12 protein-coding genes are annotated in these 14,859 nt (G+C 61.9%); all 12 read right to left on the bottom strand.

Features of this window, described 5'->3' with window-relative positions:
* Positions 1 to 49 precede the first annotated feature (49 nt).
* The 12 genes from IF189_RS01945 to hutH all read right to left on the bottom strand — a co-directional run bounded on the left by IF189_RS01945 (position 50) and on the right by hutH (position 14,742).
* Positions 50 to 784 (bottom strand): amino acid ABC transporter ATP-binding protein, encoded by a 735-nt coding sequence (locus IF189_RS01945; RefSeq protein ID WP_114881121.1) that lies wholly within the window; start codon positions 782 to 784, stop codon positions 50 to 52.
* Entirely contained in the window at positions 777 to 1,736 is a 960-nt protein-coding gene (locus IF189_RS01940) for an amino acid ABC transporter permease (RefSeq protein WP_007952431.1), read from the bottom strand. Before IF189_RS01940 ends, IF189_RS01945 begins: the two co-directional genes overlap by 8 nt.
* Positions 1,737 to 1,896: 160 nt before the next feature.
* Positions 1,897 to 2,694, bottom strand: a complete 798-nt coding sequence (locus IF189_RS01935; RefSeq protein ID WP_085711037.1) for a transporter substrate-binding domain-containing protein — start codon at positions 2,692 to 2,694, stop codon at positions 1,897 to 1,899.
* A gap of 188 nt (positions 2,695 to 2,882) precedes the next feature.
* On the bottom strand, positions 2,883 to 5,453 hold the full coding sequence (gene mdoH, locus IF189_RS01930; protein ID WP_134825202.1) for a glucans biosynthesis glucosyltransferase MdoH: 2,571 nt from the start codon (positions 5,451 to 5,453) through the stop codon (positions 2,883 to 2,885).
* Positions 5,446 to 7,260: a glucan biosynthesis protein G gene (locus tag IF189_RS01925; protein WP_134825201.1), complete on the bottom strand. Its 1,815-nt coding sequence runs from the start codon at positions 7,258 to 7,260 to the stop codon at positions 5,446 to 5,448. Before IF189_RS01925 ends, mdoH begins: the two co-directional genes overlap by 8 nt.
* Before the next feature lie 321 nt (positions 7,261 to 7,581).
* The gene (gene dtd / locus IF189_RS01920) at positions 7,582 to 8,019 is read right to left on the bottom strand and encodes a D-aminoacyl-tRNA deacylase (RefSeq protein WP_065260939.1); all 438 of its coding nucleotides are present in this window, start codon (positions 8,017 to 8,019) and stop codon (positions 7,582 to 7,584) included.
* Positions 8,016 to 8,987: a prolyl aminopeptidase gene (gene pip, locus IF189_RS01915; protein ID WP_007952436.1), complete on the bottom strand. Its 972-nt coding sequence runs from the start codon at positions 8,985 to 8,987 to the stop codon at positions 8,016 to 8,018. Before pip ends, dtd begins: the two co-directional genes overlap by 4 nt.
* A gap of 104 nt (positions 8,988 to 9,091) precedes the next feature.
* On the bottom strand, positions 9,092 to 9,997 hold the full coding sequence (locus IF189_RS01910) for an alpha/beta hydrolase (protein ID WP_192552743.1): 906 nt from the start codon (positions 9,995 to 9,997) through the stop codon (positions 9,092 to 9,094).
* Entirely contained in the window at positions 9,997 to 10,944 is a 948-nt protein-coding gene (locus IF189_RS01905) for a choline ABC transporter substrate-binding protein (protein ID WP_192552742.1), read from the bottom strand. Before IF189_RS01905 ends, IF189_RS01910 begins: the two co-directional genes overlap by 1 nt.
* Positions 10,945 to 11,092: 148 nt before the next feature.
* Positions 11,093 to 11,893, bottom strand: coding sequence for an N-formylglutamate deformylase (hutG, locus tag IF189_RS01900; protein ID WP_192552741.1), 801 nt, complete (start codon positions 11,891 to 11,893; stop codon positions 11,093 to 11,095).
* Between the two features lie 10 nt (positions 11,894 to 11,903).
* The gene (gene hutI, locus IF189_RS01895; RefSeq protein WP_192552740.1) at positions 11,904 to 13,109 is read right to left on the bottom strand and encodes an imidazolonepropionase; all 1,206 of its coding nucleotides are present in this window, start codon (positions 13,107 to 13,109) and stop codon (positions 11,904 to 11,906) included.
* A 100-nt stretch (positions 13,110 to 13,209) separates the two neighbouring features.
* A complete protein-coding gene (gene hutH / locus IF189_RS01890) occupies positions 13,210 to 14,742 on the bottom strand; it encodes a histidine ammonia-lyase (protein ID WP_192552739.1) in 1,533 nt (510 codons plus the stop codon).
* Between the last annotated feature and the right edge of the window lie 117 nt (positions 14,743 to 14,859).

Here is a 14,859-nt window from a genome sequence, read left to right as displayed (position 1 = left end):
GTGACAAAAAAAATCGCAGCCATTGGCTGCGATTTTTTTTGCCCTGCGTTTAGAGGACTTGCCGCAGGAATGCCTGGGCTCGCGGATCCTTCGGCGCGTCGAAGAATTCCGTCGGCGAAGCATCTTCCAGCAGTTTGCCGTGATCGAAGAACAGCACCCGATCCGCCACTTCCCGGGCAAAGCCCATTTCGTGGGTCACGCAGACCATGGTCATGCCTTCCACGGCCAGGTTCTTCATCACATCCAGCACTTCACCGACCATTTCCGGGTCGAGGGCCGAGGTCGGCTCGTCGAACAGCATGACTTTGGGGTCCATCGCCAGCGCCCGGGCAATCGCCACGCGTTGCTGCTGACCGCCGGACAGACGCGAAGGGTATTCGCGGGCCTTCTGCGCAATCCCGACCTTCTCCAGCAACGCCAGGGCCTTGGCCTCGCTTTCCTTCTGGCCGCGCTTGCGCACGACTTTCTGCGCCAGGCAGAGGTTTTCCAGCACGGTCATGTGCGGGAACAGATTGAAATGCTGGAACACCATGCCGACTTCGCGGCGGTAGGCGTTGACGTCGGTTTTCGGGTCGGCCAGTTGCAGACCGTCGATGCTCACCGAACCGGAATCGAACTCTTCCAGGCCATTGAGGCAGCGCAGGAAGGTCGACTTGCCGGAACCGGACGGGCCGAGCACCACCAGCACTTCGCCCTTGGCCACGTTGGTGCTGACGTGATCCACGGCGCGAACTACCTGGCCACGAGTGTCGAAGACTTTTACCAGATCGCGGACTTCAATCACTTTGCGCGAGCCTCCGCTCAAGCCGGCTGGCGATTTTCGACAGCGGCAGGTTGATCAACAGGTACAGGCCGGCCACGCAGAACAGGATTTCGAACGGCGAAAACGAGGTGGTGATGACTTCACGGCCGCTTTTCAGCAGCTCGGTGATGGCAATCACCGACACCAGCGAGGTGTCTTTCACCAGACTGATGAACTGCCCGGCCAGCGGTGGCAATACACGTTTGAACGCTTGCGGCAGCACCACATGACGCATCGACTGGCCAGCGCTCAGACCCAGCGAGCGGGCCGCTTCGTTCTGCCCACGGGCAATCGACTGCACGCCGGAACGGATGATTTCCGCCACATAGGCGCCGGTGAACAGCGACAGCGCGGCGATCCCGGCGAACTCCCGGGACAGGTTCATCACCGTGCCGATGAAGAAGTAGAAAATGAAGATCTGCACCAGCAGCGGCGTGCCGCGTACCAGTTCGACATAGATCGTCGACAGGTCGCGCAGGGTCGGGTTGCTCGACAAGCGGCACAGCCCGGTCGCCAGACCGATCAGCAGCCCCAGCACGCCGGACACCACCGACAGCCAAAGCGTCGTCCACAGGCCCCACAGCAGCGGCCCCGCCGCCCAATGCCGGGTCACACCCACGACGTCGCCTTCAGCCACATCGTCGCCCTGGGCGAATTGCAGGCTGTTTTCGTCGACGGTCAGGTGCTGTTCGTCACCGGCATCGTTGCGCAGGGTAACTTGCGCGCTGCCGCCCTTGCGCACCAGTTCGCTGACGGTGGAGATGTCGGTGGCGCGCTGGGTTTCCTCGGCCTGATAGGCGAAGTACTGCGGCACGCGGTTCCAGCGCCATTCGTAGGACATCAGCGACGTGGCGTAATACAGCGCGCCAGCCAGGCCGACCAGCACCAGCACGGTCAGGACGTGCCAGGGCCATTGGGCTTTTTTCTGTTTCATTGGATTTGCAGGTTCCGGATTCTGTGTCGCCTTGAAGGGCCTCATCGCGGGCAAGCCCGCTCCCACAGTGTTTCAGGCGGGCACATATTCTGTGCTCACACCAGACCTGTGGGAGCGGGCTTGCCCGCGATTGGAGCTACGAGGTCAGTCAGACCAGCGCTTATTCCATGTCCTTGAGCCACTCGGTGCTCTTGAACCACTTGTCATGGATGCGATCGTAGGTGCCGTCTTCGTGGATCTGGTGCAGGAAGTTGTTGATGAAGTTGATGCTGTCGTAGTCACCCTTCTTCAGGCCGAAGGCCAGCGGCTCGTAGGTGAACGGCTTGTCGAGGAACACCAGTTTGCCGGCGCCGACCTTGTTCACCGCGACCACGTTGTACGGCGCGTCGTAGATGAAGGCGTCAGCCTTGCCGTTGACCACGTCGAGCACGGCTTCCTGCTCGTTGTCGTAGCCGTGGTACTTGGCCTTGGCGATCAGCTTCTTGGCGACCATTTCGCCGGTGGTGCCGAGCTTGGAGGTGATACGGTAGTCGGCGGTGTTCAGGTCTTTGTAGGACTTGATGGTGCCTTCCAGCTCCTTGCGGATCAGCAGGGTCTGGCCGACCACGATGAACGGTTCACTGAAGTTCAGGCGCAGGTTGCGTTCCTGGGTCAGGGTCATGCCGCTGCCGATCATGTCGAACTTGTCGGTCATCAGCGCCGGGATGATCCCGTCGTAACCGGTCGAAACCAGCTCCAGCTTGACGCCCATGGCCTTGGACATGGCTTTGAGGATGTCGACTTCGAAACCGATGATCTCGCCGCGCTTGTTGGTCATCTCGAACGGCATGTAGGTCGGGTCCATGCCGACTTTCAACGTGCCGCGCTTGACCGCGTCATCGATTGCGCCGGCCTGCGCCGCATTGACTGCAACCAGTGCCGTGACGCCGACCAGCAGCATCGACAGATACTTCTTCATCTTCAAGTCCCCAAAACCATTGCGTTTGCGGCGCGAAAACCGACAGTGATGGACAAAAGTGTCCGGGTGCGCCAATTCGGGGACGGATGCTAACGCACTCGTCCGTTTGCACAAGGTTTTTTCATGAGTGGCTGACCGATGCCAGCATTCGGCAGGCAAAAAAAACCCCGCTTTCGCGGGGTTCTTCATCAGGCCGGTTGCGCCTGCAAGCTCACAGGCTTGAGCGGCAACAATGGCGCATGAGGATCGGCTTTCACCGACGCCCGCCACGCGTCCAGCCACTCGGCGTGACCTTCGGCCCACACCTGCTCGTGCAGACGGGCCAGGGCCACCGGATCGCTCAGCAGTTGCAGGCGATCATGGTTGCTCAGCCCGGCCGGGCCGACCTTGATCGCGTGACGCACACGCTCCTGACGCAGCCATTCGATCGGCTCGGCCTGACCGTGACGCGAGGTCGCCAGCGAGCACGCCAGGGCGTTCTGCTGCGGATCGACCACGGCGCGGACGAAGCCGTCGTTCAGGGCGTGCCAGCGGTTTTCGTGGGTGTACTGATCGGTGGCCAGCAGCGCCTGTGGCGGATTGTATTCCTCAGGGATGAGGAACAGGCTCTCGTCACGGGATTTGAGGCCCAGGCCCACACGGCTGGAAATCACCGACACCGGAATCGACAGCATCAGCGAACCGACGATCGGCACCAGCCACCACAGGAAGCTCGGGTTCAGCCAGATCACCAGCAGCGCCCAGAAGAAGCCCAGCAGGGTCTGCGGACCGTGGCGCTTGACCGCTTCGCTCCATGGCGTGGAGTCGTCGTCACGCTGCGGGGAGTTCCAGGTCGCGGCCCAGCCGAGGAACGCGGCCAGGACGAAACGGGTGTGGAAAATCATCCGCACCGGCGCCAGCAGCATGGAGAACAGCATCTCCAGCAGCATCGACAGGGTCACCTTGAACTTGCCGCCGAACTCTTTCGCGCCCTTGGCCCAGATCAGGATGATGCTCAACAGCTTCGGCAGGAACAGCAGCACGATGGTCGTCGAGAACAGCGCGATGGCCTTGTCCGGGTGCCATTGCGGCCACAACGGATAGAGCTGGCGCGGTTCGAGGAAGTACTGCGGCTCCATCAGCGTGTTCACCGCCAGCAGCGCAGTGGACAACACCAGGAAGAAGAACCACAACGGCGCCGACAGGTAAGACATCACGCCAGTCAGGAACACCGCGCGGTGCACCGGGTGCATGCCTTTTACCAGGAACAGGCGGAAGTTCATCAAGTTGCCGTGGCACCAGCGACGGTCACGCTTGAGTTCGTCGAGCAGGTTCGGCGGCAGTTCTTCGTAGCTGCCCGGCAGGTCGTAGGCAATCCACACGCCCCAGCCGGCGCGGCGCATCAGCGCGGCTTCAACGAAGTCGTGGGAGAGGATCGCACCGGAGAACGCGCCTTTACCCGGCAACGGCGCCAGGGCGCAGTGGTCGATGAACGGCTTCATGCGGATGATCGCGTTGTGACCCCAGTAGTGGGATTCACCCAGCTGCCAGAAGTGCAGGCCGGCAGTGAACAGCGGGCCGTAAACGCGAGTGGCGAACTGCTGCATGCGCGCATACAGCGTGTCCATGCCCGAAGCACGTGGTGCGGTCTGGATGATACCGGCGTCCGGCGTGGCCTCCATCAGGCGCACCAGACTGGTCAGGCATTCGCCGCTCATCACCGAGTCGGCGTCGAGCACGACCATGTACTTGTAGTCACCGCCCCAGCGACGGCAGAAGTCGTCGAGGTTGCCGCTCTTGCGTTTGACGCGACGGCGACGACGGCGATAGAAGATCTTGCCGAAGCCCTTGGCTTCACGGCAGACGTCCAGCCAGGCCTGCTGTTCGGCGACGCAGATATCGGTGTCGTTACTGTCACTGAGGACGAAGAAGTCGAAACGGTCCAGGTCACCGGTAGCCGCAACCGACTCGAACGTCGCACGCAGACCGGCGAACACCCGAGGCACGTCTTCGTTGCAGATCGGCATCACCAGTGCGGTGCGCGCGTCTTTCGGAATTGGCTCGTTGCCGGCACTTTTACCGGAGATCCGGTATTTATCGTGACCGGTGAGCAACTCGAGGAAGCCCATCAGCGCGGTCCAGAAACCGGCCGACACCCAGCAGAACAGAATCCCGAACATGATCAGGATGCTGGTCTGCAGCGCATACGGCAGCACTTGCGTGGCGGTTTGCAGCAGCGGTTGATGCAGGACTTCTTCCAGGTCGACGAACGACCAGCCCTGGTACGGCATGATGCCTTTCATGTACCAGCCGGCGACGATGGTCTGGCCGAGCATCAGGATCAGCAGGATATAGCGACGGATCGAACCGACGGTGCGCCAGCGGGCGGCTGGCAGCACGTTCTGGTCTTTCGGCGGCTGCGGCGGATTGGTCCGGCCGGTCAGGCGCCGCCAGCCACGCACCAGGATGTTGGTGCGCCACGGCTCCGGCACGACCTTGGTCCGACGGATCGGCGGCGTGGCCTTGAGGCTGACCCGGCCGCTGGCATCGAGCACCAGCATTTCCGCGTCTTCCAGCTCTTCGGCAGTGCTCAGGGTCAGGCGCTTGCCCACCGAAGCCTGGGCGGCTTCGGTCGGCGCGTCGAACGTCGAGGACGACAGGCGTTGATGCAATTCGCTGAAGGACTGGCAGCCCGCGAGTTCCGCGCGCTGCTCGTCGGTCATCGGCAGATGCGCCAGATACTCGGACAGAGTCTCTGGCTGTACTTGAGAGTTACTCATCGGCAGGCAACTGATAGCTCCAGGTCTCGGTCAGGACTTCTTCAGTCGAGGCCGGTTCCGGTGTGGCTGGGGCCGCGTCCGCAGCCGCTGGCTGCTTGGCGTCTTTGTTGGCCTTGTCCTTGGCATCTGCCGCTGGCTTGGCGTCGGCCTGTTTGGCTTCGGCGGCCTTGGCTTCCTTGTCGGCTTTTTCCTGTTGCTTGGCGGCGATCTTGTCGGCCTTGGCAACCGAGGAGTTGGAAGCCGGCAGCGAGGTCTTGGCCAGATCGGCCGGAACGATGTTCTGCACCAGTGCGGCACGCATCTCGGTCGACTTGCTCGCGTCCTTGATCTTCATCCGCAGGGTCAGGCGCCAGCCCTTGGTTTCAGGGTTGTAGCGCACGCTGTTCTCGACCAGTTCGGCGTTGTCGCCGACGCTGACCTGGCTGCGCACGTCCGCATCCGGGGCCAGAGCCGCCAGGGACGGGCCTTCGAAATCGACCAGATAGGCAACGCTGCCATCCGGCTGACGGATCAGGTTCGATTGTTTGACGTCACCGGTGGAACGCAGGGTCTGCTTGACCCAGGCGCTGTCCGGCGCGTGAATTGCCGCTTCGTCCATGGTCCAGTGCATGCGGTAGGCGAAGTCCAGCGGCTGGCCTGGCTCCGGCAGTTTTTCCGGGTTCCAGAACGCAACGATGTTGTCGTTGGTTTCGTCGGCGGTCGGGATCTCGACCAGATCGACGGTGCCTTTGCCCCAGTCGCCCTTCGGCTCGATCCAGGCGCTTGGACGCTTGTCGTAGCGGTCGTCGAGGTCTTCGTAGTGGCTGAAGTCACGGCCACGTTGCAGCAGACCGAAACCGCGCGGGTTGTCGACGCTGAACTGGCTGACAGCCAGATGTTTAGGGTTGTTCAGAGGACGCCAGATCCACTCGCCGTTGCCGGCATGGATCGACAGACCGCTGGAGTCGTGCAGTTCGCGACGGTAGTTGAGCACTTTCGACGGCTGGTTGGCGCCGAACAGGAACATGCTGGTCAGCGGCGCGATGCCGAGCTTGCCGACCTTGTCACGCAGGAACATCTGGCCTTTGACGTCGACAATGGTGTCGCTGCCCGGGCGCAGGATCAGGCGGTAGGCGCCGGTCGCGCGCGGCGAGTCCAGCAGGGCGAAGATCACCAGGTGCTTGTCGCCCGGCTTCGGCTGCTGAATCCAGAACTCGCGAAAACGCGGGAATTCTTCGCCGGACGGCAGAGCGGTATCGATCGCCAGGCCACGGGCCGACAGACCGTAGGTGTGACCCTTGCCGACGACGCGGAAGTAGCTCGCGCCCAGCATGGTCATGATTTCGTCTTGCTTGTCAGCCTTGTTGATCGGGTACAGCACACGGAAACCGGCATAGCCCAGTTGTTCGGTGGCCTTTGGATCGAACTGCAGATCGCCGAAATCGAAACGGCTCGGATCGTATTTGATTTCTTCGACGGTGTTCGCGGTGATTTCGTTGATTTTCACCGGCGTATCGAAGTGCATGCCCTGATGATAGAAGGACAGCTTGAACGGGTTCTTCTGGTCGGCCCATTCAGCTTTTTCGGTGCGGAAACGAATCTTCTGATAGTCCGCGAACTTCATGTCACGGAATTCGTTCGGCAGGTTGCTGCGCGGGGCTTCGAATTTTTGCCCGGCCAGCTCTTTGGCCTTGGCCGACACATCGTCAAGATTGAATGCCCAAAGCTGGCCGGCGCTGAGCAGGCAGAGTACTGCCGAGCCCGCTACCAGAGCGCTGCGCAAGCGTTTGGCAGACAATTTTGCTGCATTACAGGGACTAACAATCACGAGCAACCCTCGCCGAAAACAGATCAATAAACCAACGGCCAGATGAAGTGCCTGTGAGGTTTTCGGTACAAAAATACCGGCCTTGCAGGGCACCCTTGCCAAGTTGGCGAGCATTGTTCCGACTCCGCTGGGGCAAAATGATTCCCCAATCGGATCCGGACAAGTCTCTACCTAAGTCAAAATGGACCAACGAACGCTGATCCCCGTAGCGCGCGATTATCTAGTAGCCCGCGTGACAACGCATCAGGGGTAACAAAGTATTTATCGCGAAAATTCCCTGTTTTCAGTCGAAAAGCCCTTAAAAACTTGTTTCAAGCGCTTTCATGTCTGTAACAGGAAGGTTACCGGGCCATCGTTGACCAGGTGCACCTGCATATCCGCGCCGAATCTACCTGATGCCACAGTGCCATGCATCTGTTTCGCTTTGCTTAATAGATAGTCGAACAATTCCTCGCCCAGCGCCGGAGGGGCTGCGGTCGAGAAACTCGGACGCAGCCCGCTTTTGGTGTCGGCAGCCAGGGTGAACTGAGAGACCAGCAGCAGCCCGCCGCCCACATCCGCCAAAGACAGGTTCATCTTGCCCTCGGCGTCACTGAATACTCGATAGTTAAGCAGCTTATGCAGAAGTTTGTCGGCGCTGGCCTGCGTGTCGTCGGGTTCGACCGCCACCAGCACCAGCAAACCCTGATCGACGCTGCCGACCACCTCCCCCGCCACTTCGACCCGCGCGCCTTTCACGCGCTGCAAAAGCCCCTTCATGCTTCTTCGGGCGGCAGGTCGAGCAGGCGCCGGGCCATTTTGCTGGCGGCACGCACCAGCGCGTCGGTGATACCCGGTTCGGACGCAGCGTGACCGGCATCGCGGATCACCTGAAGCTCGCTGTTCGGCCAGGCCTGATGCAGCTCCCACGCGTTGTCGAGCGGGCAGATCACGTCATAACGGCCATGGATGATTACGCCCGGCAAATGAGCGATCTTGCCCATGTCACGAATCAGCTGGTTCGGTTCGAGGAAGGCGTTGTTGGTGAAGTAGTGGCATTCGATCCGCGCAATCGACAAGGCGCGCTGCGGCTCGGAGAAACGGTCGACCACCAGCGGGTTCGGGCGCAGGGTCGCGGTGCGCCCTTCCCAGGTCGACCAGGCCTTGGCGGCATGCATCTGGGCGATCTGGTCGTTGCCGGTCAGGCGTTTGTGGAAAGCGCTGAGCAGGTCGTCGCGCTCGTCCAACGGGATCGGCGCGAGGTAGTCCTGCCAGTAATCGGGGAACAGACGGCTGGCCCCGGCCTGGTAGAACCATTCGATTTCCTGCGGACGGCAGAGAAAGATCCCACGCAGGATCAGACCATGCACACGCTCCGGGTGGGTCTGCGCGTAAGCCAGCGCCAGGGTCGAACCCCAGGAGCCGCCGAACAGCACCCATTTATCGATGCCCAGGTGTTTGCGGATGCGCTCGAGGTCTTCGACCAGATCCCAGGTGGTGTTGTTTTCCAGGCTGGCGTGGGGGGTGGAGCGTCCGCAGCCACGCTGGTCGAAGGTGACGATGCGATACAGGTTCGGATCGAAGTAGCGACGGCTCTGGGCATCGCACCCGGCGCCCGGGCCACCATGGATGAACACCACCGGCAAACCTTCCGGTGAACCGCTTTCGTCGACGTACAGCGTATGGGTGTCGTCGACGGCCAGATCGTGCCGTGCGTGAGGTTTGATCTGCGGAAACAAAGTCTGCATTGCGCGCTCCGTAAGGGGTCGAGGTCATCCCTGGGGGGACTTCTATTATTCTGCCGTCCGGCATCATAAACCCGATTTACGTCAATGAGCATGCCCGCGCGCTGTCACATTTTGTCAGCCATGAACCCCAGCAGGTTTTCGTAGAGGCGATCGACTTCGGCGGCCTGATGCCGCGCCCGCAGGCAGCCGTGCACCAGCCCTTCGCCGTAATACAGCGTGGCCTCGCCCCCGGCGGCGGACAGTCGTTCGGCGTAGCGCACACCGTCGTCGCGCAATGGATCGAACTGCGCCACGGCGATCCAGGCCGGGGGCAATCCGCTGAAGTCATCGGCGAGCAACGGCATGGCGCATGAATTCGGTTGTGGTGTGCCGCGCAGGTATAGCGCGTGATAACAATCCACGTCGCTGCTGGAGAGTAACGGCGCATCGGCGCATTCGCTGCGTGACGGCAGATGCTCGTCACCGCTCAGTCCGGGATAGATCAGCACCTGGGCTTTGGGCGGCGCTTCGCCGGCATCGCGCAAGGCCAGGCACAACGCGGCGGCGAGATTGCCACCGGCGCTGTCGCCGGCCACCAGCATGCGCTCGGGGTCGAAGCCGAGCGATCCGCTGCGCAGGGCACGCCAGACACTCAGGCAGTCGTCGAATCCCGCCGGAAACGGATGTTCCGGTGCCAACCGATAATCCACCGCCACCACCATCGCCCCCAGCGCCATGGCCAGTTCGCAGCAGATGAAGTCGTGGGAGTCCAGCCCACCGACCACCCATCCGCCACCGTGCAGGTACACCACGCAGGATGGTGACGCAGCAGGTGGGCGATAGGCGCGAACCGGCACCGAGCCCAACTGAAAATCTTCTACCTCAAGTGCTGCCGGTCGCGGCGGGGTAAACGCCCGGCACATCTCGTCATAGCCACGGCGCAACCCGGCGAAGCTGCTGTCATCGCTGGCGAAGCTTTCGGTTCTGGCGACAAACGCCGCCATCGCCGGTGAAAGTGGATAAGTGCCCATCAGTTTTTCAGGCTGGCCTGGACCGTGGCCACGCCATCCTTGCCGTCGAAACTGCTGACACCCGCCAGCCAGCGCTGCAAATCTTCCGGGTGTTCACGCAACCAGTTCTTCGCCACTTCCTGCGGTGTCTTGCGCTCCATGATCGGCACCATCAACTGGCTTTCCTGGGCGGCGGTGAAGGTCAGGTTTTCCAGCAGTCGATGAACGTTCGGGCAACGCTCGGCGTAGTCCGGCGCGGTGACCGTGGAAACGGTGGCGGCGCCTTCGTTCGGGCCGTAGACGTCTTCGCTGCCGGTCAGGTAGGTGATTTTCATGTTGATATTCATCGGGTGCGGGGTCCAGCCGACGAATACCACGAACTCCTTGCGGTTCACCGCCCGCTGCACGGCAGCGAGCATTCCGGCCTCACCGGATTCGATGATCTTGAAATCCTTCAGGCCGAAATGGTTGGTTTCGATCATGGTCTTGATCGTGGTGTTGGCGCCGCTGCCGGGCTCGATGCCGTAGATCTTGCCGCCGAGCTGATCCTTGAATTTTGCGACGTCGCCGAAGGTCTTCAGCCCCGCCGCCGCAACGTAGTCCGGCACTGCCAGGGTTGCCTGGGCATCCGCCAGGCTTGGCTTGTCCATGACCTTGACCTGATTGGCAGCCAGGAACGGCGCGATGTTCTTGTCCATCGCCGGTTTCCAGTAGCCGAGGAAGATATCGAGTCGTTTGTCGCGGATGCCGGCGAAGATGATTTGCTGCACGGCGCTGGTCTGTTTGCTTTCGTAGCCGAGGCCGTTGAGCAGCACGTCGGCCATGCCGCTGGTGGCGATCACGTCGGTCCAGTTGACCACGCCCATGCGCACGGTTTTGCAGGATGCATCGTCGGAAGCCATGGCGCCGGCGCTGAGCAGCGCACTGCCGGTGAGGATTAACGCACAACGAGTGAACAGTTTTTTCATGTGGGATCGTCTCGTGCGGCAGCGGTTTATTGTTCGGATCGGTGTCTTCTTGCACCGTGGCCGAAACATTACGCAGCAGGCGAGACGGAAAAGCGACCTGTGGCGACCGGGATTTGCACGGTGGCGACAGGCGCTCTCCAAAACAGACTCAGTTGTAGTGCTTTGCGCCCCAGGCGAGCAGCCCTTGCAGCAACTCCTTGAGCACCACCCGCGTCGGCTCCGCCAGATCGGCGCGGTAGCGGAACGGTTCGAACTCTTCCATGTAGGTGCACTGGCCCAGCTCCAGTTGCACGGCGTGGATGTTTTCGGCCGGGTTGCCGTAGTGACGGGTGATGTGGCCGCCCTTGAAGCGTCCGTTCAGCACGTGGCTGTAATCGCCGTGGCGTGCGCAGATTGCTTCCAGTTGCGTGGCCAGTTGTGGGTCGCAACTGGCACCATTGAAGGTGCCGAGGTTGAAGTCCGGCAGCTTGCCGTCGAACAGGTGCGGGATGATCGAACGGATCGAGTGCGCATCGAACAGCAACGCGTAACCGAACTCGGCCTTCAGCCGCGCCAGCTCTTCCTGCAGGGTGCGGTGGTATGGCGTCCAGATCTGCTCCAGGTACGTGGCGCGTTCTTCTTTCGACGGTTCCTTGCCTTCCTTGAACAACGGAATGCCATCGAACAGCGTTGCCGGGTACAGCCCGGTGGTGGCGCCCGCGTACAACGGTTTGTCGTCGGACGGCCGGTTAAGGTCGATGACGAACCGCGAGTACTCGGCCGCCAGGGTGCTGGCGCCCAGTTCGGCGGCGAAATCGTAGAGCTGCGGAATATGCCAGTCGGTGTCCGGCAGGCTTTTCGCGTCCGGGATCAATCCGGCCTCGACCACCGGCGTCAGGCGCACACCCGCGTGAGGCATGCTGATCAGCAGCGGCACGCGACCTTGTTTGAAGTTCAGAACCTTATCCACAACCGCTCTCCTACAGACTTGATTCAACGCCGTGACGCACGACGCGTTTGTCCAGTTCACCACCCAGCCAGTAAGCCAGATCCGCCGGCCGGTCGATCTGCCAGGCGACGAAATCCGCGACCTTGCCGACTTCCAGCGAACCGTGGGTATCGGCCATGCCGAGGGCTTGCGCCGCATGAATGGTGGCGCCGGCCAGAGCTTCTTCCGGGGTCATGCGGAAACAGGTGCAGGCCATGTTCAGCATCAGGCGCAACGACAGCGCCGGCGAAGTGCCGGGGTTGAGGTCGCTGGCGATGGCGATCTTCACTTTGTGCTTGCGCAGGGCTTCCATCGGCGGCAATTGGGTTTCACGCAGGAAGTAGAACGCGCCCGGCAGCAATACCGCGACGGTGTCGGACTTGGCCATGGCGATGGCGTCGTCTTCATCCATGAATTCCAGGTGATCGGCGGACAACGCGTGATAGCGCGCGGCCAGACTGGAGCCGTGCAACGACGACAATTGCTCGGCGTGCAGCTTCACCGGCAGACCGAGTTTTTGCGCGGTGACGAACACACGCTCGACCTGCTCCGGGGAGAACGCCAGGTATTCGCAGAAGGCATCCACCGCGTCCACCAGCCCTTCGGCGGCCAGTGCGGGCAGCATCTCGGCGCAGATGTGATCGATGTAATCGTCAGCGCGATCCTTGTACTCCGGCGGCAACGCATGGGCGGCCAGACAGGTGCTGCGTACGCTGATCGGCAGTTCGTCGGCGAGGCGACGGATGACCCGCAGGATTTTGCGTTCGCTGGCCAGATCGAGGCCGTAGCCGGACTTCATTTCGACCGTGGTCACGCCATCGCGCATCAGGCTTTTCAGGCGTTTGGCGGCGCTGGTGAACAGTTCGTCTTCCGAGGCTTCGCGGGTGGCGCGCACGGTGCTGGCGATGCCGCCGCCGGCTGCGGCGATCTCCGCGTAGCTCACACCTTGCAGGCGTTTCTCGAACTCACCGCTGCGGTTACCGCCGAACACGGTGTGAGTGTGGCAGTCGATCAGGCCGGGGGTGACCCACGCGCCTTGCAGATCGTTGACCGCCGGGTACTCGCCCGACGGCAATTGAGTGCGCGGGCCGATCCACTCGATGTGTGCACCGGACGTCACGATGGCCGCATCCTCGATGATCGAGTAGACGCCTTGCGCCATGGTTGCGACGTGGCAGTGTTGCCAGAGGGTTTTCATCCCTTAGTCTCCACAGTATTCAAAATCGAATCGCCAGCAGGCTGGCTCCCACAGGTTGCGCGGTGCTCTTGTGGGAGCCAGCCTGCTGGCGATGAGTGCATCACAGGCTCGGCAGCAACTTCGCCGGAACCAGCTCAGTCAAGATGCGCGAAGCCAGCAGTTCGGTCGCCGCATTGATGTCTGGCGCAAAGAAACGGTCCTTCTCGTAGAACGGCACTTCGCGACGCAGAATGCCTCGGGCCTTTTCCAGTTTGGCCGAGGTCTTCAGGCCGTTGCGCAGATCCAGGCCCTGCACTGCCGCCAGCCATTCCACCGCAAGAATGCCGCGGGTGTTCTCGGCCATTTCCCACAGACGCTTGCCGGCGGCCGGGGCCATGGAGACGTGGTCTTCCTGGTTGGCGGAGGTCGGCAGGCTGTCGACCGAATGCGGGTGAGCCAGTGCCTTGTTCTCGCTGGCCAGTGCCGCCGCAGTCACCTGAGCAATCATGAAACCGGAGTTCACCCCGCCGTTGGCCACCAGGAACGGCGGCAGTTGCGACATGTGCTTGTCCATCATCAACGAGATACGACGTTCGCTCAGCGAGCCGATTTCGGCGATGGCCAGCGCCATGTTGTCAGCGGCCATAGCCACTGGCTCGGCGTGGAAGTTACCGCCGGAAATCACGTCGCCTTCAGCCGCGAATACCAATGGGTTGTCGGACACGGCGTTGGCTTCGATCACCAGCACCTCGGCAGCCTGACGGAACTGGGTCAGGCAGGCGCCCATGACTTGCGGCTGGCAACGCAGCGAGTACGGGTCCTGGACCTTTTCGCAGTTCTGGTGCGAGTCGGAGACTTCGCTGCGCTCACCGAGCAGATCACGGTAAGCGGCAGCGGTATCGATCTGGCCTTTCTGGCCACGGGCGGCGTGGATGCGTGCGTCGAACGGCGAGCGCGAACCGAGCACCGCTTCAACCGTCAGACCGCCCAGCGCCAGCGCGCCGGCAAACAGGTCTTCACCTTCGAACAGACCACGCAGCGCAAATGCGGTGGAAACCTGAGTGCCGTTGAGCAGCGCCAGGCCTTCTTTGGCAGCCAACGTCAGCGGCGTCAGACCGGCGACTTTCAGCGCCTCGGTGGCTTCCATCCACTCGCCCTTGTAGCGCGCCTTGCCCTCGCCCAGCAGCACCAGCGACATGTGCGCCAATGGCGCGAGGTCGCCGGAGGCACCGACCGAACCTTTCAGCGGAATGTGCGGATAAACCTCGGCGTTGATCAGGGCGATCAGCGCATCGATCACCACGCGACGGATGCCGGAGAAACCACGGCTCAGGCTGTTGACCTTGAGCACCATGATCAGGCGCACCAGCTCATCGCTGATCGGCTGGCCGACGCCGGCGGCGTGGGACAGCACCAGCGAACGCTGGAGGTTTTCCAGGTCTTCGCTGGCGATGCGGGTCGAGGCCAGCAGGCCGAAACCGGTGTTGATGCCGTAGGCGGTGCGGTTCTCGGCGAGGATCTGCTCGACGCAGGCGACGCTGGCTTCGATCTGGGCCGAGGCGCTGTTGTCGAGAGTCAACTTGACCGGTTGCTGATAGACATCACGCAGTTGGGCCAGGCTCAGTTGGCCGGGAATCAGGTTCAGCGCAGTCATTTAAATGCTCCTTTTGAGAGATTGTTATTAACTACCAGTCGCTCCGGAGCATTCCGTTATCCGTCGCCTCTCGTCTTTTGGACGATCCGCGCCTTGGCACGCTGGTATGGGTAATTG

The sequence above is a fragment of the Pseudomonas sp. IzPS59 genome, from assembly GCF_014863505.1.
Lineage (GTDB): Bacteria > Pseudomonadota > Gammaproteobacteria > Pseudomonadales > Pseudomonadaceae > Aquipseudomonas > Aquipseudomonas kribbensis.
This window is presented reverse-complemented; position numbering and strand designations above follow the sequence as displayed.